General features: G+C 73.4%; 16 protein-coding genes. 13 read left to right on the top strand and 3 right to left on the bottom strand.

The features are described from left to right. Window positions 1–210: 210 nt before the first annotated feature. Together AB0E67_RS09415 and hemW are read left to right on the top strand one after the other, a co-directional pair. The gene (locus tag AB0E67_RS09415) at window positions 211–2,151 is read left to right on the top strand and encodes a SpoIIE family protein phosphatase (protein WP_362023613.1); all 1,941 of its coding nucleotides are present in this window, start codon (window positions 211–213) and stop codon (window positions 2,149–2,151) included. A gap of 93 nt (window positions 2,152–2,244) precedes the next feature. Beyond that, complete coding sequence (gene hemW / locus AB0E67_RS09410) at window positions 2,245–3,486, top strand: radical SAM family heme chaperone HemW (RefSeq protein WP_362023089.1); 1,242 nt, start codon at window positions 2,245–2,247, stop codon at window positions 3,484–3,486. 53 nt (window positions 3,487–3,539) lie between these two features. Here hemW and AB0E67_RS09405 read toward each other — a convergent pair whose 3' ends face one another. Both AB0E67_RS09405 and AB0E67_RS09400 read right to left on the bottom strand, forming a co-directional pair. Continuing rightward, the gene (locus tag AB0E67_RS09405) at window positions 3,540–4,358 is read right to left on the bottom strand and encodes a DUF3097 domain-containing protein (protein ID WP_362023086.1); all 819 of its coding nucleotides are present in this window, start codon (window positions 4,356–4,358) and stop codon (window positions 3,540–3,542) included. Between the two features lie 83 nt (window positions 4,359–4,441). Then, entirely contained in the window at window positions 4,442–5,215 is a 774-nt protein-coding gene (locus AB0E67_RS09400; protein ID WP_362023083.1) for an MBL fold metallo-hydrolase, read from the bottom strand. 202 nt (window positions 5,216–5,417) lie between these two features. Here AB0E67_RS09400 and hrcA point away from each other — a divergent pair, with 202 nt between their 5' ends. From hrcA to AB0E67_RS09355, 9 genes are all read left to right on the top strand, one after another. Next, window positions 5,418–6,434 (top strand): heat-inducible transcriptional repressor HrcA, encoded by a 1,017-nt coding sequence (hrcA, locus tag AB0E67_RS09395; RefSeq protein WP_362023081.1) that lies wholly within the window; start codon window positions 5,418–5,420, stop codon window positions 6,432–6,434. Beyond that, window positions 6,435–7,574 carry a molecular chaperone DnaJ gene (gene dnaJ, locus AB0E67_RS09390; protein ID WP_351519866.1) on the top strand — a complete coding sequence of 380 codons (1,140 nt, stop codon included), beginning with the start codon at window positions 6,435–6,437 and terminating at the stop codon, window positions 7,572–7,574. Between the two features lie 136 nt (window positions 7,575–7,710). Further along, complete coding sequence (locus tag AB0E67_RS09385; protein WP_362023078.1) at window positions 7,711–8,787, top strand: nitronate monooxygenase; 1,077 nt, start codon at window positions 7,711–7,713, stop codon at window positions 8,785–8,787. Then, window positions 8,784–9,530: a 16S rRNA (uracil(1498)-N(3))-methyltransferase gene (locus tag AB0E67_RS09380; RefSeq protein WP_362023075.1), complete on the top strand. Its 747-nt coding sequence runs from the start codon at window positions 8,784–8,786 to the stop codon at window positions 9,528–9,530. The genes AB0E67_RS09385 and AB0E67_RS09380 overlap by 4 nt, the downstream gene beginning before the upstream one ends. Before the next feature lie 84 nt (window positions 9,531–9,614). Then, window positions 9,615–10,154 carry a hypothetical protein gene (locus AB0E67_RS09375; RefSeq protein ID WP_362023073.1) on the top strand — a complete coding sequence of 180 codons (540 nt, stop codon included), beginning with the start codon at window positions 9,615–9,617 and terminating at the stop codon, window positions 10,152–10,154. A gap of 433 nt (window positions 10,155–10,587) precedes the next feature. Next, the gene (locus AB0E67_RS09370) at window positions 10,588–13,866 is read left to right on the top strand and encodes a PDZ domain-containing protein (protein ID WP_362023070.1); all 3,279 of its coding nucleotides are present in this window, start codon (window positions 10,588–10,590) and stop codon (window positions 13,864–13,866) included. Window positions 13,867–14,047: 181 nt separating this feature from the next. Continuing rightward, entirely contained in the window at window positions 14,048–14,407 is a 360-nt protein-coding gene (locus AB0E67_RS09365) for a histidine triad nucleotide-binding protein (protein ID WP_073787482.1), read from the top strand. A 43-nt stretch (window positions 14,408–14,450) separates the two neighbouring features. Continuing rightward, window positions 14,451–15,374 carry a ribonuclease Z gene (locus tag AB0E67_RS09360; protein WP_362023067.1) on the top strand — a complete coding sequence of 308 codons (924 nt, stop codon included), beginning with the start codon at window positions 14,451–14,453 and terminating at the stop codon, window positions 15,372–15,374. Window positions 15,375–15,518: 144 nt separating this feature from the next. Next, window positions 15,519–16,514 carry an adenosine deaminase gene (locus AB0E67_RS09355; RefSeq protein ID WP_362023610.1) on the top strand — a complete coding sequence of 332 codons (996 nt, stop codon included), beginning with the start codon at window positions 15,519–15,521 and terminating at the stop codon, window positions 16,512–16,514. A 141-nt stretch (window positions 16,515–16,655) separates the two neighbouring features. On the opposite strand, the gene AB0E67_RS09350 is transcribed toward AB0E67_RS09355, so the two are convergent. Continuing rightward, window positions 16,656–18,002: an MFS transporter gene (locus tag AB0E67_RS09350; protein ID WP_362023064.1), complete on the bottom strand. Its 1,347-nt coding sequence runs from the start codon at window positions 18,000–18,002 to the stop codon at window positions 16,656–16,658. Between the two features lie 363 nt (window positions 18,003–18,365). On the opposite strand from AB0E67_RS09350, the gene AB0E67_RS09345 reads away from it, so the two are divergent. Next, window positions 18,366–19,568: a PfkB family carbohydrate kinase gene (locus AB0E67_RS09345; RefSeq protein WP_362023607.1), complete on the top strand. Its 1,203-nt coding sequence runs from the start codon at window positions 18,366–18,368 to the stop codon at window positions 19,566–19,568. Between the two features lie 139 nt (window positions 19,569–19,707). Beyond that, entirely contained in the window at window positions 19,708–20,730 is a 1,023-nt protein-coding gene (locus AB0E67_RS09340; RefSeq protein WP_351522023.1) for a PhoH family protein, read from the top strand. Window positions 20,731–20,741: the final 11 nt, after the last annotated feature.

Raw genomic sequence — 20,741 nt, 5'->3', positions numbered from 1 at the left:
CCCGCGGGGTGCGGTGACAGGGGCTTTCGGACCGGCCGTGCCATGCGGCCGGTCCGAATTCTTCTGCGCTCACTTCGGCAACTCGCCGCTTATGGACCTGGTCCATCTGTCAGTCTGTCGGTGTCGTCAGAGGCTTCCAGCGAGAACAGACAGCAACGAGAACAGCCAGAGCGAGAACAGGTCAGGAGCTGCGCCGTGGGGTCCATTCCCTTGCAGCGGGACATCGTTCAGCGTCCCGGTATCACCGTCGGCCGTGCGGATGAGCGGCCGGTGGCCCGTACATCTCTGCCCGGAAATCTCCTTGCCCCTTCCGCCGGCCGCCGGTTCGTGCGGGCCGTGCTCACCGAGTGGACCGGGAGCGGACTGCCCGCGGCCGTGGGTGTCAGCGAGCGGCTGGCCGACGACGCCTCGGTCGTCGCCAGCGAACTGGTCACCAACGCGGTGGTGCACGCCGGGACCAACGTCGAGCTGCTGTGCCGGCTGGAGGAGGCCACCGAGGACGAGGCCGCGGCCCTGGTGCTGGAGGTCTCCGACCATCACCCCGCCCGCGCCGTGCGCGGCGAACGCCCGGAGGACGGCGGTCCGGCGGACGACTCGGCCGCCGCCGGCTTCGCCGCGCCCACCGATCCCGCCGAGTACGGCCGCGGCCTCCAACTCGTCGGCACCCTCGCCGAGCGCTGGGGCATCACGTACCGCACCGGTCTCAAGACCGTCTGGGCCCGGCTCCCCGTCGACGACTGGAACCCCTTCCCCGAACCGTCCGCCGAGACCGGGTTCCAGCACGGGCTGCGCGCCGCCGAACTGCTCGCCCCCACGGCCCGGCGCGCCCTGCGCGACGACGCGGACTGGGCCGGCCGGGGCGCGCTCTCGTTCCTCGCCGAAGCCTCGGACCTGCTCGCCGGTCAGCTCGACGAGGACATCGTCGCGGCGCTCGCCGGACAGTTACTGGTGCCCAGGCTCGCCGACTGGTGCGCGATATGGCTGGAGCCGGAGAACGGCGGCCCGGTGGCCGTGCCCCGGCTCGCCAGCGTCTGGCACCGGGACGAGACCGAGACCGCGCCGCTGCGCACGGTGCTCGAACAGGACCCCATCCGGCTGCCCGAGCGGGTCGGCACCGGTCCCGTCTGCCTGCCCTGGCCCTGGGGCGAGGAGGAAGGGGAGGGAGGGGGAGGGGAGGAGCCGGAGGCGCACGCCCGGGCCGCCCTCGCCTACCGCATCACATCGGGCGGCCGCACGCTCGGCGCCGTGCTCCTCGGCCGGGAGGGCGCGGGGCGCGTCCCCGACGAAGTGACCGCCCTGATCGAGGACTTCGTCCGCCGGGTCGGCCTCGCCGTCGGCGCCGCCCGCGCCTACACCAGGCAGGCCACGATCAGCCGCATCCTGCAACGGGCGCTGCTGCCCGGCAAGGTCGCCGACATACCCGGGGTGACCAGCGCGCTGGTGTACGAACCCAGCGACGACGGGGTCGTCGGCGGCGACTTCTACGACATCTTCCCGTGCCCCGGCGACCGCTGGTGCTTCGTCCTCGGCGACGTCCAGGGCAGCGGCCCCGAGGCCGCCGTCGTCACCGGCCTGGCCCGGCCGTGGCTGCGGCTGCTGGCCCGCGAGGGCTTCGGCGTCGGCGAGGTGCTGGACCGGCTGAACCGGCTGCTCCTCGACGACGCGATGGAGGCGGCCGAGGCGGCCGCCCTCATGGTGGCCGCGGCGGGCGGCCAGCAGACCGCGGACACCGGGCAGTCCCGCTTCCTCTCCCTGCTGTACGGGGAGCTCGTCCCGCTGCCGGACGGCGGCGTGCGCTGCACCCTGGCCAGTGCCGGCCATCCGCTGCCGTTGCTGCTGCGGCCGGACGGCGAGGTGCGCCCGGCCGCCGAGCCGCAGATGCTGCTCGGCCTCTTCGACGACGTCGCGTACGAGAGCCAGAGCTTCGACCTGGCGCCGGGCGACAGCCTGCTGTGCGTCACGGACGGGGTGACCGAGCGGCGGTCCGGAACGCTGATGTTCGACGACGGGGACGGTCTGGCCCGGGCGCTGGCCGACTGCACGGGCCTGTCGGCGGACGGCATCGCGGACCGGATCAAACGGGCCGTGCATGAGTTCGCCGAGCGCCCGCCGGACGACGACCTGGCGCTGCTGGTGCTCCAGGCGGGGTGAGCGCGGGCGCCCGCCGGCACGGTCGTGCGTCATGGGCATGCCTCCGGGCCCGCGTCATGGGCATGGCCGGGCGATGCCGCCGGACGGGGGACAATGGGCGGTATGCCTTCCGTACTGCCCGATGGTGAACCCGTGCCCGACGACGGGGCGCTGCCCCGCCATGCCCTGGAAGGCGCCGCCGACCGCCCGCTCGGCTTCTACCTGCACGTGCCCTACTGCGCGACCCGCTGCGGCTACTGCGACTTCAACACCTACACCGCGACCGAGCTGCGCGGCTCCGGCGGCGCCCTGGCCTCCCGGGACAACTACGCCGCCCATCTGGTCGGCGAGGTCCGCCGCGCCCGCGAGGTCCTCGGCGACGACCCGCGCCGGGTCCGTACGGTCTTCGTCGGCGGTGGGACGCCGACCCTGCTGGCCGCCGCGGACCTGGTCCGGATGCTGGGGGCGATCCGCGACGAGTTCGGTCTCGCGGACGACGCCGAGATCACCACCGAGGCGAACCCGGAATCCGTCGGTCCGGCGTATCTCGCCGAACTGCGGGAGGGCGGCTTCAACCGGATCTCGTTCGGCATGCAGAGCGCCCGGCAGCACGTGCTGAAGGTCCTGGACCGCACGCACACCCCCGGACGGCCGGAGGCGTGTGTCGCCGAGGCGCACGCGGCGGGCTTCGACCACGTCAACCTCGACCTGATCTACGGCACGCCCGGCGAGTCCGACGACGACTGGCGGGCCTCCCTGGACGCGGCGATCGGGGCCGGCCCGGACCATGTGTCCGCGTACGCGCTGATCGTCGAGGAGGGAACCGGACTGGCCCGGCGCATCCGGCGCGGCGAGATCCCGATGACCGACGACGACGCCCACGCGGACCGGTACCTGATCGCGGACGAGGCGATGACCGCGGCGGGCTTCTCCTGGTACGAGGTGTCGAACTGGGCCCGCACGCCCGAGGCCCGCTGTCTGCACAACGAGCTGTACTGGCGCGGGGCCGACTGGTGGGGCGCCGGACCGGGGGCGCACAGCCATGTCGGAGGCGTGCGCTGGTGGAACGTGAAGCACCCCGGGGCGTACGCGCAGGCGCTGGCCGAGGGGCGCTCGCCCGGCGCCGGGCGCGAGATCCTCTCCACCGAGGACCGGCGGGTCGAGCGGATCCTGCTGGAACTGCGCCTCGCGGACGGCTGCCCGCTGTCCCTGCTGAAGCCGGAGGGTCTGGCCGCGGCCGACCGTGCGGTCGAGGACGGGCTGTTGCAGCGGGAGCCGTACGGACGGGGGAGCGCGGTGCTCACCCTGCGCGGACGCCTGCTGGCCGACGCGGTGGTGCGGGACCTGGTGGACTGAGGGGCCCCGCTCCTCAGCTGCCGGAGGGACCGGATCCGGGGGCCGTCACGCATTCATTCGGGCGTCGTCACAAAATCGATCAGGTGTTCCACCGAGCCCAGGAGTGTCGGCTCCAGATCCCGGTACGAGCGCACCGAGGACAGAATGCGCTGCCAGGCGGCGCCGGTGTTCTCCTCCCAGCCCAGCGCCCGGCACACGCCCGTCTTCCAGTCCTGGCCGCGCGGCACCACCGGCCAGCCGGCGATGCCCACGGAAGACGGCTTCACGGCCTCCCACACGTCGATGTAGGGATGGCCGACCACCAGCACGTTCGCGTCCGACACCTGCTCCGCGATCCGGGACTCCTTGGAGCCCGGGACCAGGTGGTCCACCAGGACGCCGAGCCGGGCGTCCGGGCCGGGGGAGAACTCGCGCACGACGGCCGGAAGGTCGTCGACGCCCTCCAGGTACTCGACGACCACGCCCTCGATCCGCAGGTCGTCGCCCCAGACCCGCTCGACCAGTTCCGCGTCGTGCCGGCCCTCCACATAGATCCGCCCCGCCCGCGCGACCCGGGCGCGCGCTCCCGGAACCGCGATCGAGCCCGAGGCCGTGCGCGCGGGGCGCGCCGGTGAAGCCGCCGACGGCCGCACCAGCGTGACCACCTTGCCCTCCAGCAGGAAGCCGCGCGGTTCCATCGGGAACACCCGGTGCTTGCCGAAACGGTCCTCCAGGGTCACCGTCGGCCCCTGGGCCGTCTTCTCGCAGCGGATCACCGCACCGCAGAACCCGGTGGAGACCTCCTCCACGACCAGATCGGCTTCGGCGGGGACCTCGGGAACGGGGGCGGACCTCTTCCACGGCGGGGTCAGGTCCGGCTGGTAGCTGCGCATCGGACGACGATAGGACGGGAACGGACCGCGACACGCCGAGGGGGCCCGCCTCGCACGCCGCGAGGCCCGCCCTCCCGCCGCCTTCAGGGGCCCGTGCGTCCCCCGTACAGCGCCGCCAGCCGGTCGCGCTGGTCCCTGACGAACGCGGCACCCACCACCGTCCCGTGCCCCGGGACGTACACCGCGTCCTCGCCCCCCAGTGCCAGCAGCCGGTCCAGCGCGGCCGGCCAGCGGGCCGGGACCGCGTCCGGGCCCGCCTGAGGTTCACCGGACTCCTCGACCAGATCGCCGCAGAACACCACGGCGGGGGAGCCCGGCACGACCGCCACCAGATCGTGGCCGCTGTGCGCGGGGCCCAGATTCGCCAGCAATACGCGCCGGCCGCCGCCCAGATCGACCGTCCGCTCGTCGCGCACCTCGTGATCCGGTGCCACCAGCGCGGCGACGGCGCCGGCCGCCTCGTGCTCGGGCACCCCGTGGCGTACCGCGTCGGAGCGCAGATCCGCCGCCCCGCTTCCGCTCCTCAGCAGGTCCGCCGTGCCGGCCGCCCCGTACACCGGGACGTCCCCGGAGCCCGGGGCGTCCGCGGCCGCCCGGACACCCGGGAACGCCGCGGTGCCCAGAACGTGATCGAAATGGGGGTGGGTGAGTGCGATATGCGTCACCTCCCGGCCGAGCAGGGCCCGTGCCCCGTCCCGGATCCCGGCCCCCTCGCGGAGCGTGGACCCGGTGTCGACGAGCAGCACGCCCTCCGCCCCGGCCACCAGCGCGGTCGTCGCGTCCCAGCCGGGCAGGCGGCGCCGTCCCGTACCGTGACCGATCCGCTCCCAGCCGAACTCTTCCCAAGAGGTGTCCATACCGGGACGCTATCGGCAGCGGACCGGTACGGTCTTGCGATCACGTGGCCGGTCGCCCTTGCTAGGTCCCCAGTCGGCCGCCGTACACTGACCGGGGGATGGCTGGCACTCGCGCCGACAGAGTGCCAGGCGGATCCCTGGGGAAGGAAATCGGGTACGGCCCGGGAACCACCGCTGAACCAGCTACCTGGAGGTGCGCGCGATGCTCAGCGAACGCAGACTCGAAGTGCTGCGCGCCATCGTTCAGGACTACGTGGGCACCGAGGAGCCGGTCGGCTCCAAGGCGCTCACCGAGCGGCACAAGCTGGGGGTCTCCCCGGCCACCGTCCGCAACGACATGGCGGTGCTGGAGGACGAGGGCTTCATCGCCCAGCCCCACACCAGTGCCGGGCGTATCCCGACGGACAAGGGTTACCGGCTCTTCGTCGACAGGCTCGCGGGCGTCAAGCCCCTCTCGTCGCCGGAGCGCCGTGCCATCCACAATTTCCTCGACGGCGCGGTCGACCTCGACGACGTCGTGAGCCGCACCGTCCGGCTGCTCGCGCAGCTGACGCGGCAGGTCGCCATCGTGCAGTACCCCTCGTTGACCCGGTCGACGGTGCGGCACGTGGAACTGTTGTCGCTGGCCCCCGCCCGGCTGATGCTCGTGCTGATCACGGACACCGGCCGGGTCGAACAGCGCATGATCGACTGCCCCGCCCCGATGGGTGAGACGTCGCTGGCCGATCTGCGGGCCCGTCTCAACAGCCGGGTCGTCGGGCGCCGATTCCCGGACGTCCCGCAGCTGGTGCAGGACCTGCCGGAATCCTTCGAGAGCGAGGACCGGGGGACCGTCTCCACCGTGCTCTCCACCCTGCTGGAAACCCTGGTCGAGGACACGGAGGAGCGCCTGATGATCGGCGGCACCTCCAACCTCACCCGCTTCGGACACGACTTCCCCGTGATGATCCGGCCGGTGCTGGAGGCGCTGGAGGAGCAGGTCGTGCTGCTGAAGCTGCTCGGCGAGGCGACGGACTCGGGCATGACCGTACGCATCGGGCACGAGAACGACTATGAGGGACTGAACTCCACGTCCGTCGTCACAGTCGGCTACGGTTCGGGCGGCGAGGCAGTCGCCAAACTCGGCGTGGTCGGACCGACCCGCATGGACTACCCCGGAACGATGGGAGCGGTACGCGCAGTGGCACGTTACGTCGGACAGATCCTGGCGGAGTCGTAAGTGGCCACGGACTACTACGCCGTACTCGGCGTGCGCCGCGACGCGTCCCAGGACGAGATCAAGAAGGCATTCCGGAGGCTCGCCCGCGAGCTGCACCCGGATGTGAATCCCGATCCGAAGACCCAGGAGCGGTTCAAGGAGATCAACGCCGCCTACGAGGTGCTGTCGGACCCGCAGAAGAAGCAGGTCTACGACCTCGGCGGCGACCCGCTGTCCGCCTCCGGCGGCGGTGGCGGCGCGGGCGGCTTCGGACAGGGCGGCTTCGGCAACTTCTCCGACATCATGGACGCGTTCTTCGGTACGTCGTCGCAGCGCGGGCCCCGCTCGCGCACCCGGCGCGGCCAGGACGCGATGATCCGGCTGGAGATCGACCTCGCCGAGGCGGCGTTCGGCACCACCAAGGACATCCAGGTCGACACGGCCGTCGTCTGCACCACGTGCAGCGGCGAGGGCGCCGCTCCCGGCACCTCCGCCCAGACCTGCGACATGTGCCGCGGGCGCGGCGAGGTCTCCCAGGTCACCCGGTCCTTCCTGGGCCAGGTCATGACCTCGCGGCCCTGTCCGCAGTGCCAGGGCTTCGGCACGGTCGTGCCGACCCCGTGCCCGGAGTGCGCCGGGGACGGCCGCGTCCGGTCGCGCCGCACGCTCACCGTGAAGATCCCGGCGGGTGTCGACAACGGCACCCGCATCCAGCTCGCGGGCGAGGGCGAGGTCGGCCCCGGCGGGGGCCCGGCCGGCGACCTGTACGTGGAGATCCACGAACTGTCGCACCCGGTGTTCCAGCGCCGCGGCGACGATCTGCACTGCACCGTCACGATCCCCATGACGGCGGGCGCGCTCGGCACGAAGGTGCCGCTGGAGACGCTCGACGGCCTGGAGGAGGTCGACATCAGGCCCGGCACCCAGTCCGGCCAGTCGGTCCCGCTGCACGGACGCGGCATCACCCATCTGAGGGGCGGCGGACGCGGCGACCTGGTCGTGCACGTCGAGGTGATGACCCCGACGAAGCTCGACCCGGAGCAGGAACGACTGCTGCGCGAACTGGCTAAGATGCGGGGCGAGGAGCGGCCCACCGGCCAGTTCCAGCCCGGTCAGCAGGGGCTGTTCTCCCGGCTGAAGGACGCCTTCAACGGCCGCTGACGGGCCCCGCGCGGGTCGTCGAGCGGCCCGGCGCGGGCTTCCGCGGACCTCGTGCGCCGTTCTCCGTCCGACGGGGAACGGCGCACGGTCGCGTCCCGCGCACGCCGGGGCGCGCCGGACGTGACACGATGCGGTCATGTCATCCGTGTTGACCGATCTCTGCCGGTATCCGATCGTGCAGGCCCCCATGGCGGGCGGTACGTCCCGTCCGGAACTCGCCGCAGCCGTCTCGGAAGCGGGTGGGCTGGGCTTCCTCGCCGCCGGGTACAAGACGGCCGACGGCATGTACAACGAGATCAAGCGGCTGCGCACGCTCACCGGCCGGCCCTTCGGCGTCAATCTCTTCATGCCGCAGCCCGACCTCGCCGACCCGAGCGCCGTCGACGTGTACCGGCATCAGCTCGCGGGCGAGGGCGCCTGGTACGAGACCCCGCTCGGCGACCCGGACGCCGGCGGGGGCGACGACGGCTACGAGGCCAAGCTCGCCGTCCTCCTGGACGATCCCGTCCCGGCCGTCTCGTTCACCTTCGGCTGCCCGACCCGCGACACCCTCGACGCGCTCGCGAACGTCGGCACGTACACCGTCGTGACGGTGACCACGCCCGAAGAGGCCCAGGCGGCCCAGTGGGCGGGCGCCGACGCGGTCTGCGCGCAGGGCGTGGAGGCGGGCGGCCACCAGTCCACCCACCGCGACGACCCGCTGAACGACGGCACCGGCATCGGCCTGCTCTCCCTGGTCGCGCAGGTCCGCGAGACCGTGGAGCTGCCGATCGTCGCCGCGGGCGGACTGATGCGCGGCTCCCAGATCGCCGCGGTGCTCGCCGCGGGCGCCCGGGCGGCGCAGCTCGGCACGGCGTTCCTCGTCTGCCCCGAGTCCGGCGCGAACCCGCTGCACAAGCAGGCGCTGACCAATCCGCTGTTCGCGGGGACCGCCCTGACCCGGGCGTTCTCCGGCCGTCCCGCCCGCGGGCTGGTCAACCGCTTCATGCGCGAGCACGGTCCGTACGCCCCCGCCGCCTACCCTCAGATCCACTACCTGACCGCCGGACTGCGCAAGGCGGCGGCCACGTCCGGGGACGCCCAGGGCATGGCCCTGTGGGCGGGGCAGGGACACCGGATGGCACGCGAGGTGCCCGCCGGCCGGCTGGTCGGCCTCCTCGTCGAGGAACTGGGCGCCGCGCGGGCGGCACTGAACGCGGGGGGCACGCGATGACCGCACCGGTCTTCGTCGTCGAAGAGGTCCCCGACGGGCCGGAGTTCGTGCTGGAAGGGCCCGAAGGGCGGCACGCCGTCTCGGTGAAGCGGCTGCGCCCCGGCGAGGACGTCGTGCTGACGGACGGCGCGGGCCGCTGGACGGAGGGTGTCGTCAGGGCCGCCGAGGGCAAGGACCGGCTCGTGGTCATGGATCTGACGGGGATTCATGAGGAGCCGCCGCCCGCCGCCCGGATCACCGTCGTCCAGGCGCTGCCCAAGGGCGACCGGGGCGAGGTCGCCGTGGAGACGATGACGGAGACCGGCGTCGACGCGATCGTGCCCTGGCAGGCATCGCGCTGCATCACCCAGTGGAAGGGCGAGCGCGGCCTCAAGTCCCTCGCGAAATGGCGCAACACCGCCCGCGAGGCGGGCAAGCAGTCGCGCCGGGTGCGATTCCCCGAGGTGGCGGACACGCTGACGACCAAACAGGTCGCCGCGCTCCTGGGGACGGCGGACTTCGCCGCCGTCCTGCACGAGGACCGCGACCACGACAGCGAGCCGCTGGCCACCGTCCAACTCCCCGCCCAGGGCGAGATCGTGCTCGTCGTCGGTCCCGAAGGCGGCGTGTCCCCGGACGAACTGGCCGCCTTCGCCGAGGCCGGAGCCCGCACCTGCCGTCTCGGCGCGAGCGTGCTGCGCACCTCCACGGCCGGAACGGCGGCGACGGCCCTGCTGATGGGGCGCACCGGCCGCTGGTCGTGAGCGCCCTCCCGCGCGCCGGTGCCACCCCCGAAGGGGCCGCGAGCCGTCTACCGTCTTGCGATCGAACGGTGGGAAGCTGCCCGTATGGGGACAACAAGGGCATGCTGTCGTAGCGGAATCCGTCGATTTCTGGCCGCGTCCGCGCTCACGGGCGCGGCGGTCGCGGGGCTCGTCGCCTGTGACCCGGCGGGCGGTCTGAACTCCGCTTCCATCGCCGTGACCACCGACCGGACCGGCACCAGCGCCCTGCAGCGCAACGGGGTCGACGTGCGCTGGCTGAGCTGCTCGGCCGGTGTCGACCGCCTGGACGGGGGCGGGACGGTGAATGGTTCGCCGGCCGCCTCCCTGCCCCGGACCGGGCACGTCGAGTGCACCGGAAGGACCGGGAGCGGACAGGACATCTCGCTCAGCGGCAAGGTGACCCAGGCCCTCGACGGGCGGTGCGTGCGGGGCGACCTGACCGCGCGGGCCGACGGCAGGGACGTGTTCCGGACGGACGTGCTCGGCGACTGCGACGCCAGACCCACGTCCGGTGCGGTGTATCCGCCCGGGAACAGCGGCCAGGGCGGCGCCCGGCCCGCGGTGACCGTGACGGTCACGGTGACCGGTGCACCCTGGGGCTGAAGCCTGTCGCAGAACGGGGTCAGCGCTGGTTTCCGGCCTGATCCGACGCACCGAGGGCAGCTCCGGTCCGGCTTCCTGTCGACCGACCGTGCATGTCGATCCCGCGCACGAGGTGCTGCGCGATCCTCCGAGCCGTTCGGCAACAGGCGTCAGGCCCTGTCGTCGAACTGCCGTCCGCCGTGCGGCGCCTGGCGGACACGCTCGCGGTGCCGTCGGAGTCGTCCTCCTGGTGCCGGGAGCGGCACTAGGTCCGGTGCGAGGCCGGTCCCCCGCCTCGCGCTCGCACGACCGGACGCCGCACGGCCCGGCCCCGGCCGGACGACGGCAGTTCGACGACAGGGCCCGGTGACCGGCGCGGTGGGCCGCCGAGGGCTCCGACGCACTCCGGCCAACCCGGTACCGCCGGGCACGCCCGCGGCCTAGGGTGATCGGTGTGACGCAGTCTGCCTACCTCCGATACCCCCATGTCCAGGGCGATGTGATCGCCTTCACCGCCGAGGACGACGTCTGGCTGGCACCGCTGGACGGCGGCCGGGCCTGGCGCGTCAGCGCCGACAACCGGCCCGTCACCCACCCGCGGATATCCCCCGACGGGACGCGGGTCGCCTGGACGTCCACCCGGGACGGGGCACCCGAGGTGCACGTCGCCCCCGTCGACGGCGGCCCGTCCCGGCGGCTCACCCACTGGGGCGACGCCACCACCTCCGTGCGCGGTTGGACGCCGGAGGGCGACGTACTGGCCATCAGCGCGTACGACCAGGCGTCGCTGAGACGCAGTTGGGCCAGGGCCGTCCCGGTCGACGGCGGGCCCGCGCGGACCCTGCCGTACGGGCCGGTCGGCTCCGTCGCACACGGCCCCGGCGGACGGGTCCTGCTGCTCTCGGCCACCATGGGGCGCGAGGCCGCCGCGTGGAAGCGCTACCGGGGCGGCACCGCGGGCAAGTTGTGGATCGAACGGGAGGAGCGACCGGAATCCGCCGACGGGGCCGCGGAGTTCATACGCGTCCACGAGGACCTCGACGGCAACATCGAGGCCCCGATGTGGGTGGGCAGCGGGGTCTCCCCTGCTCGGGCGGAGTCGGGAGCTCGGGGACGCATCGCGTTCCTCTCCGACCACGAGGGAGTCGGCGCGGTCTACTCCTCCCTCCCCGACGGTTCCGACCTGCGCCGCCACACCGGCATCGAGGGCTTCTACGCCCGGCACGCGACCACCGACGGCACCCGCGTCTGCTACGCGTCGGCCGGTGAACTGTGGTTGCTCGACGACCTCGACGGGGCCGAGCCCCGCCGCCTCGACATCCGGCTCGGCGGCCAGCGCGCCGACCTCCAGCCGCACCCCCTGCACGCGGGCGGCCACCTGGAGAGCGCGTCCCCGGACCGCACCGGCCGCGGCAGCGCGGTCGCCACGCGCGGCGCCGTCCACTGGGTCACCCACCGCGACGGCCCGGTCCGCGCGCTCGCCGTCGAACCCGGCGTACGGGCCAGGCTGCCCCGCACCTTCCAGGCCGACGGCGACCAGCACGTCGTCTGGGTCACCGACGCCGAGGGCGACGACGCCCTGGAGTGCGCCCCCGCCACCGGCATCGCGCCGGGCGCCGTGCCGCGCCGCCTCGCCGCGGGACGCCTGGGCCGGGTGCTCGGCCTCGCCGCGGCGCCGGACGGCAGCAGGTTCGCCGTCGCCTCCCACGACGGGCGGGTGCTGCTCGTCGAGCGGGAGAGCGGCGAGGTCCACGAGGTGGACCGCAGCGAACACGGCGACGTCTCCGGTCTGGCCTTCTCGCCCGACTCCGCCTGGCTCGCCTGGTCGCACCCCGGGCCCGACCCGCTCCGCCAGCTCAAGCTGGCGCACCTCGCCGACCTGTCGGTGGCCGAGGCGACCCCGCTGCGCTTCCGGGACTTCGCCCCCGCGTTCACCGCCGACGGCAAGCACCTCGCGTTCCTCTCCGAGCGGTCCTTCGACCCGATCTACGACACCCACGTCTTCGACCTGGCGTTCATCGGCGCCTGCCGCCCGCACCTGCTGACGCTCGCCGCCACCACGCCCTCCCCGTTCGGGCCGCAGCGCCACGGCCGCCCGACCGAGAAGGAGAAGGGCGGCGGGGACGGCGAGGACAACCCGACCGCGCTGCCCGTCACCCGCATCGACCTCGAAGGGCTCGCCGACCGGATCGTGCCGGTGCCCGTCGAGGCCGCCAGGTACTCCGCGCTGCGCGCCGCGAAGGACGGGCTGCTGTGGCTGTGCCACCCGGTGACCGGGGTGCTCGGCACCAGCGGCGCCACCCCCGACTCCCGCGAGCCCGAGACCGTCCTGGAGCGGTACGACCTGGAGAAGCTGCGCTGCGAGGAACTCGCCTCCGACGTCGGCGCCTTCGCGGTCAGCGGCGACGGCAGGCGCCTGGTCCTGCACACCCGGGGCAAGCTGCGCGTCGTACCGTCCGACAGCCGGGTCCCGGCCGGGGACGACGACCACGACGGCGACACGAGCGTCACCGTCGACCTCACCAGGATCCGCCGCACCCTCGACCCGGCCGCCGAATGGCGCCAGATGTACGACGAGGCCGGGCGCGTCATGCGGGACAACTTCTGGCGCCCCGACATGGGCGGCGTCGACTGGGACGCGGTCCTGGACCGCTACCGCCCGGTGCTGGACCGCGTCGCCACCCATGACGACCTGATCGACCTGCTGTGGGAGGTGCAGGGCGAACTCGGCACCTCGCACGCCTATGTGCGGCCCCCGGCCTGGTGGCGCGACGAGAACGCCCGCCAGGGACTGCTCGGCGCGGACATCTCCCGTACGGACGAGGGCGCCTGGCGCATCGACCGCATCCTGCCGTCCGAGACCTCCGACCCCGAAGCCCGCTCGCCGCTCGCGGCACCGGGGGTGGCGGCGCGCGTCGGGGACACGATCCTGGCCGTCGACGGACATCCCGTCGACCCGGTCGCCGGACCCGGACCGCTGCTCACCGGCTCGGCCGGAAAGCCGGTCGAACTGACCGTCTCGCCCGTGGACGGCGGCGACCCGCGCCATGTCGTCGTCGTTCCCGTCGCCGACGAGGAGGCGCTGCGCTACCACGCCTGGGTCGCCGACCGCCGGGCGTACGTCCACGAGCGGTCCGGCGGACGCCTGGGCTACCTCCACGTCCCCGACATGGTCGGCTCCGGCTGGGCGCAGCTCCACCGCGACCTGCGCGTCGAGGTGGCCCGCGAGGGCCTGGTCGTGGACGTCCGGGAGAACCGCGGCGGCCACACCTCGCAGCTGGTCGTGGAGAAGCTCGGCCGGCGCGTCGTCGGCTGGGACGTGCCGCGCGGCATGCGGCCCACCAGCTACCCGCAGGACGCGCCGCGCGGCCCGGTGGTCGCCGTCGCCGACGAGTTCTCCGGATCGGACGGCGACATCGTGAACGCCGCGATCAAGGCGCTGGGCATCGGTCCGGTGGTCGGCACCCGTACCTGGGGCGGTGTGGTCGGCATCGACAGCCGCTACTCCCTCGTCGACGGGACGCTGGTCACCCAGCCCAAGTACGCGTTCTGGTTCGAGACCCACGGCTGGGGCGTGGAGAACCACGGGGTCGACCCCGACGTCGAGGTCGTGATGGCCCCGCAGGACCACGCGGCGGGGCGCGACCCGCAGCTGGACGAGGCGATCAGGATCGCGCTGGCGTCGCTGGCCGAGACCCCGGCCAAGCGCGCGCCGGAACGGCCGGGGGCGTAGCGCCTCCCCGGGCGGTCCGGACCGCAGCTCCGGCCCGGACCGCCCGGTCGCCCCGACCCGTTCCGGGCGTCGACCTCCCGTGCCCCCACCCGGGCTCGCGGGCGGTGGCGGCCGCCCGGATACCATGCCGTGCAACGATCACCACCCCACAGCGACCAGCACCGACCGAGGAGCCGAGCCCATGGCGGGAGAACCGCAGCCCGACTGCCTGTTCTGCAAGATCGTTTCGGGTGACGTCCCGGCGACCATCGTCCGGGAGACCGAGACCACCGTGGCCTTCCGGGACATAAACCCGCAGGCGCCCACCCACGTCCTCGTCATCCCGCGTCTCCACCACCCGGACGCCGCCTCGCTCGCCGCCGCCGCGCCGGAGGTCGCCGCCGACATACTCCGCGAGGCGGGGAACGTCGCCGCGGACGAGAAGCTCGTGGAGACCGGGTACCGGGTCGTCTTCAACACCGGCTCCGGCGCCGGGCAGACCGTGTTCCACGCGCACGCCCACATCCTGGGCGGCCGCGGCATGCAGTGGCCTCCCGGCTGACGCTCCCGGCACCGGGAAACACGGGAACGAGCGAGAACACACCATGTCCGTACGCGAATTCGTGGCCCTCGGCACCGCCAGCCAGGTCCCGACCCGACACCGCAACCACAACGGCTATCTGTTGCGCTGGGACGGCGAGGGCATCCTCTTCGACCCCGGTGAGGGCACCCAGCGCCAGATGCTGCGCGCCGGTGTCGCCGCGCACGACATCGACCGGATCTGCGTGACGCACTTCCACGGCGACCACTCGCTCGGCCTGGCCGGGGTGATCCAGCGGATCAACCTCGACCAGGTGCCGCACCCGGTCACCGCGCACTACCCGGAGAGCGGCCGGCGCTTCTTCGAACGGCTGCGGTACGCCACCGCCTACCGCGAGTCCGTCGAACTGACCGAGGCGCCGGTCGCCACCGACGGCGTGCTCGCCGTCACGGACGCGTACACGCTCAGCGCCCACCGCCTCTCGCACCCCGTCGAGTCGTACGGCTACCGGCTCGTCGAACCCGACGGGCGCCGCATGCTGCCCGACCGGCTCGCCGCGCACGGCATCGAGGGACCCGACATCGGACGGATCCAGCGCGAGGGCGCCCTCGGCGGCGTCACGCTCGATGACGTCTCCGAGCACCGGCCCGGCCAGCGGTTCGCGTTCATCATGGACACCCGGCTCTGCGACGGCGTCCACGTCCTCGCCGAGGGGTGCGACCTGCTGGTCATCGAGTCGACCTTCCTCGACGAGGACGAGCGGCTCGCCGCCGACCACGGGCATCTGACCGCCGGACAGGCCGCCCGGGTCGCCCGGGAGGCGGGCGTGCGGCACCTCGTGCTGACCCACTTCTCCCAGCGGTACGACGACCCGGCCGCCTTCGAGGCCCAGGCCCGCGCCGCGGGGTTCGAGGGCGGGCTGACCATCGCCCGCGACCTCGACCGGATCCCCGTGCCCACCCGGCACCACCCGCCGGCCGCTTCGTGACCAGGCGGACCCGGGCGATCGGGCGGCGCTCCCTGATCCGCGCCCCGTCGCCCCAGGTCGATAGCCTGGTGGTGACCCGGCACCGCCTGCCGTGAACCGGCAGCCGCGGCCCCACGAGCACCAGCCCCTGTGAGCGAGAATCCCGTGCACCACCTCCCCAAGGCCGAACTCCACCTCCACATCGAGGGGACCCTCGAACCCGAGCTGGCCTTCGCGCTCGCCGAGCGCAACGGCGTGCGGCTGCCCTACGCGGACACGGAGGAGCTCCGCACCGCCTACCGCTTCGAGGACCTGCGGAGCTTCCTCGACCTGTACTACGCGCTGATGGCGGTGCTCCGGACCGAGCGGGACTTCGAGGAACTCGCCGACGCCTATCTCGCCCGCGCCGCCGCCCAGGGCGTCCGGCACGCGGAGATCTTCTTCGACCCGCAGGCGCACACCGCCCGCGGTGTTCCGATCGGCACCGTCGTCGAGGGGCTCGGCCGGGCGCTGGAGCGCAGCGAGGAGAGGCACGGCATCTCCACCCAGCTGATCATGTGCTTCCTGCGCGACCAGTCCGCCGAGTCGGCCATGGAGACCCTGGAGTCCGCGAAGCCGTATCTGCACCGGATCAGCGCCGTCGGCCTCGACTCGGCGGAGGTCGGGCACCCGCCCGTCAAGTTCCGCGAGGTGTACGAGGCGGCCGGGGCGCTCGGGCTGCGCAAGGTCGCCCACGCGGGCGAGGAGGGCCCCGCCGCGTACATCCGGGAGAGCCTGGACGTCCTCGGCGTCGAGCGCATCGACCACGGACTGCGCTGCATGGAGGACCCGGAGCTGGTGGAGCGGCTGGTCGCGGAGCGCGTTCCGCTCACCCTCTGCCCGCTGTCCAACGTGCGGCTGCGCGCCGTCGACACCCTGGAGCAGCACCCGCTGCGGGAGATGATGGCCGCCGGGCTGCACTGCACGGTGAACTCGGACGACCCCGCCTACTTCGGCGGCTACGTCGCCGACACCTTCCACGCCGTCCACGAGGCCCTCGGCCTGGACCGCGAGCAGCTGCGCACCCTGGCCCGCAACTCCTTCGAGGCCGCCTTCCTCGACCACGACGAGGAGCGCAGGGCCCGCTACCTGGCCGAGGTCGAGGCGTACACGTTCGACTGAGAGCCTGTCGGATGACCTTTGCTCAGAAAGCCGGTACGGCACGGTGCGTGCGATGCCAGGGCGCCGGGACGCGCTCGTGGCTGAGCCGCCAGGGCATTTCGGCTGCGCCGGAGGCGTGCGTGCCAGGCCGTGGCCGCCCGGTCAGGGATTGCCCGACAGACTCTGAGCGGCCCCGGCCGACGGGCCGGCCGTCCGGAACGCGTCCCGGTCCGGACGGCCGCCGCGCAGCGCGGGCGGGCTGATCTCCGCGACGGCCTGTTCCGGCGCGCCCAGTTCGGGCACCGGGCCGGGCACCGCGCCGCTGCTGGCGGCGAGCAGCGCGGCCGGGGCACCGCCCCTGCGGCGCACCGCGCCCGGCAGCAGCGGCCGGCCGCCGGTGTGCAGGGCGACGGCCGTGAACGGGACGGCGACCAGGAGCGTGAGGGAGCCGAGCAGCAGGCCCATGACCGGGTACCCGGCCCGCTCGGACAGCACGCTGCCGAGCACCGGCCCGCAGGCCACGCCGACGGACGAAGCGGAGCCCGCGAGGACCGCCCACCGGCCGCGCACGTCCAGGGACGCGGCCAGACCGATCAGGTACGACAGGACCACCGGGTAGACGGTGTTCCACAGGATCTCGCCGGTCGCGAACGAGCCGAGGTCCCCGGCCGACGAGCTGAGCACGATGCTCGCCGCGATGACCACCGTGCCCAGGCCGACCGGCACCGCCCGGCCGAGCCGGCCCCCCAGCACCCCGGCGCCCGTCACCCCGAGCAGGCCCGCACCGAGCGCGGCGGCGAACACCGCCCCGACGGTGACCTCGGAGAGCCCGACCTGCACCGTGCCGATCCGGCCGCTGACGCCCCACAGCGCGTTCTGCGCCATGGACCAGACGAGCATGCCGCCCGCCAGCACCAGCCCGGAGCGGCGGTGCGGCAGCCGACGGGCGACCGGGGCGGCGCTCCCGCCCCGCGTGGCCCCGCCGAGCCGGGCGGTGGCGGGCCAGACGAGCAGTGCGACCAGGGCGATCGACGCGAACGGCAGCCGGTGGCCGCCGCCGAGGTGCGGGATCGTCAGATAGAGGGCGCCGGCCGTCGCGGAGACGCTCAGCAGTCCGAGCGACGAGGTCCGGTGCGGGTCCTGCCGTGCGGCGATGCCCGCCGCTGCCACCGCGGTCGCCGTACCGGAACCGAGTCCGCCGACCATCGCTCCGGCGACCACCAGCGGCACGGAGCCCGCCAGCGCCGCGCAGCCGTATCCCGCCGCGGCGAGCACCAGCCCGGTCCGGGCGGCCCTGCGCGGGCCGAACGACTCGACCCGGCCCGCCAGCGTGAATCCGGCGACCGCCGAACTCAGCAGCAGGGCGCTGCCCACCAGACCGGCCCGGGCCGGGCCCAGGCCCAGATGGACGGAGAGCCGCCCGACGACGGTGGGGAGCAGGTAGGCGGCGAGGTAGCCGGCGGTGAAGACGGCGACCAGGGGCCACGCGGCGCGCGGGCGCGGGGACATGGGCGTTCCTGAGGACACGAGGGCATGCCGAGGACGGCAGGGAGACAGGGGGATGGTGGTGCGGGGGAGATAAGGGGCACGCGTCGGCAAGAGTCGCCAACCGGGCTCGCGGCCCAATTTGTATCAACTGGGTCCGGCTCCCAGGAAGTCGCCCGGATGTGATCCGAGTCACAAATTGGTTTGCGTTTCGGGTGGCCGGGTAGACGCTGATGTTTTCGCAGGTCGGGGCCCTGGTGATGGTGCGGTCTCCGGGGGAGAAGTGGCGCGGACCCCTCCGCTTGATGGCCGGGATCGGGCAGACTGGCCAGATCTGCCACGACCGGGGAGTGCAAGGTGAGCGCGGACAATCCGGATATCGCCCCACTGGACGAGGCCGCCCCGCGCGGTGGGACCACCCCGTCGGACGGGATCGATCCGCTGGACGGGCTGCGTGCCCCGCAGGACCCCGACTGCGACGTCTTCCTCACCGGCACGGTCTTCCTCGACATCATCTTCACCGGCCTGGACAGCGCCCCGGTGCGCGGCACCGAGTCCTGGGCGCGCGGCATGGGCTCCAGCCCCGGCGGGGTCGCCAACATGGCCACCGCGCTGGCCCGGCTGGGCCTGCACACCTCCCTGGCCGCGGCGTTCGGCGACGACCACTACGGGGAGTACTGCTGGGACGCCCTGGAGCACGGAGAGGGCATCGACCTGTCCATGTCGCACACCGTTCCCGGCTGGCACTCGCCGGTGACCGTGTCGATGGCGTACGAGGGCGAGCGCACGATGGTCTCGCACGGCCACGAGGCCCCGCCCCCCGCGTTCGGCCCGGGCCCTTCCCGGGCCGGGGGGCCGACGGGCGCTCCCGGCCCCGCCGGAGCCGTCGCCGCCGCGCCGCCCGACACGGGAACCACGTTCCCGTGCTGCCCGCCCCGGGCCCGCGCCGCCATCGCCTCGCTCACCCCCGGACGCGGCGAGCCGTGGGTCGCCGCCGCGGCCCGCAACGGGGCCAGGATCTTCGCCGACATCGGCTGGGACGAGACCGGCCGCTGGGACCTGGACGCCCTCGTCGACCTGGAGCACTGCCAGGCGTTCCTGCCCAACGCCGAGGAGGCCATGCGCTACACCCGCACCGACTGCCCCCGCGCCGCCGCCCACGCCCTGGCCGAGCGGGTGCCGCTCGCCGTGGTCACCCTCGGCGCGGAGGGCGCGTACGCGGTGGACGCGGCGACCGGGGCGAGCGCCGAGGTGCCCGCCATCGAGGTCGAGGCCCTGGACCCGACAGGCGCCGGTGACGTCTTCGTCGCCGGATTCGTCACCGGCACCCTGGCGGACTGGCCGCTGGCCGACCGGCTGGCCTTCGCCGGCCTGACCGCCGCGCTCTCGGTGCAGGAGTTCGGCGGGTCGCTGTCGGCCCCGGACTGGGACGAGATCGCCGCCTGGTGGCAGCGGGTGCGCACCTTCCCCGACCAGGACCCGGCGGCGCTGCGGCGGTACGCGTTCCTGGAGGACCTGCTGCCCGCCACCGCCCGGCCGTGGCCGCTGCGCCGGGCCGTGCCGACGATCGGCTTCCGCCACCCGGCGTGACCGGCGGCACGCGTGTTCGTGGCGGGTACGAAAAAGCTCTCGGTGTTGTCCGTGCCGAGTCGTAGGCTTGGTAATCGAGAGGTTGTCGATCGGCGAGAACCCTGCAGCGGGAGGTATGTGCAGGCCACAGGGCCGGCCCATGACGCAGACACCCATAGCCCAGACCCCCGCGCCCGGGCAGGCGCGAGCCCAGTTCACCGTCCCGGCCAAGCACCCGATGGTGACCGTACTGGGCTCCGGCGACTCCCTGTTGCGCGTGATCGAGAAAGCCTTCCCCGCGGCCGACATCCACGTCCGGGGCAATGAGGTCAGCGCCGCCGGAGACGCGACGGAAGTCGCCCTCATCCAGCGCCTGTTCAACGAAATGATGCTGGTGCTCCGCACCGGTCAGCCGATGACGGAGGACGCAGTGGAACGTTCGATCGCCATGCTCAGGGCGAGCGAGAGCGGCGAGGGGGAGGAGACGCCGGCGGAGGTGCTCACCCAGAACATCCTCTCCAGCCGCGGTCGCACGATCCGCCCCAAGACGCTCAACCAGAAGCGGTACGTCGACGCCATCGACAAGCACACGGTCGTCTTCGGCATCGGCCCGGCGGGCACCGGAAAGACCTACCTCGCCATGGCGAAGGCGGTCCAGGCACTCCAGTCCAAGCAGGTCAACCGGATCATCCTGACCCGGCCCGCGGTCGAGGCGGGCGAACGCCTCGGCTTCCTGCCGGGCACCCTCTACGAGAAGATCGACCCCTACCTGCGCCCGCTGTACGACGCGCTGCACGACATGCTCGACCCCGACTCGATCCCCCGGCTCATGGCTGCGGGCACGATCGAGGTCGCGCCGCTGGCCTATATGCGCGGCCGGACGCTCAACGACGCCTTCATCATTCTCGACGAGGCCCAGAACACCAATCCCGAGCAGATGAAGATGTTCCTCACCCGCCTCGGCTTCGACTCGAAGATCGTCATCACCGGTGACGTCACCCAGGTCGACCTGCCGAACGGGACCAAGAGCGGTCTGCGCCAGGTCCAGGACATCCTGGAAGGCGTCGAGGACGTGCATTTCTCCTGGCTCACCTCCCACGACGTGGTCCGGCACAGGCTCGTCGGCCGTATCGTCGACGCGTACGAGAAGTACGACAGCCGAAACAGCCACCACGGGAAGTAGTCGCAGCACGC

This window comes from Streptomyces sp. NPDC032161 (assembly GCF_040636995.1).
GTDB lineage: Bacteria > Actinomycetota > Actinomycetes > Streptomycetales > Streptomycetaceae > Streptomyces.
The sequence above is the reverse complement of the archived record's forward strand: the minus strand, read 5'-3'. Positions and strand labels throughout refer to the sequence as shown.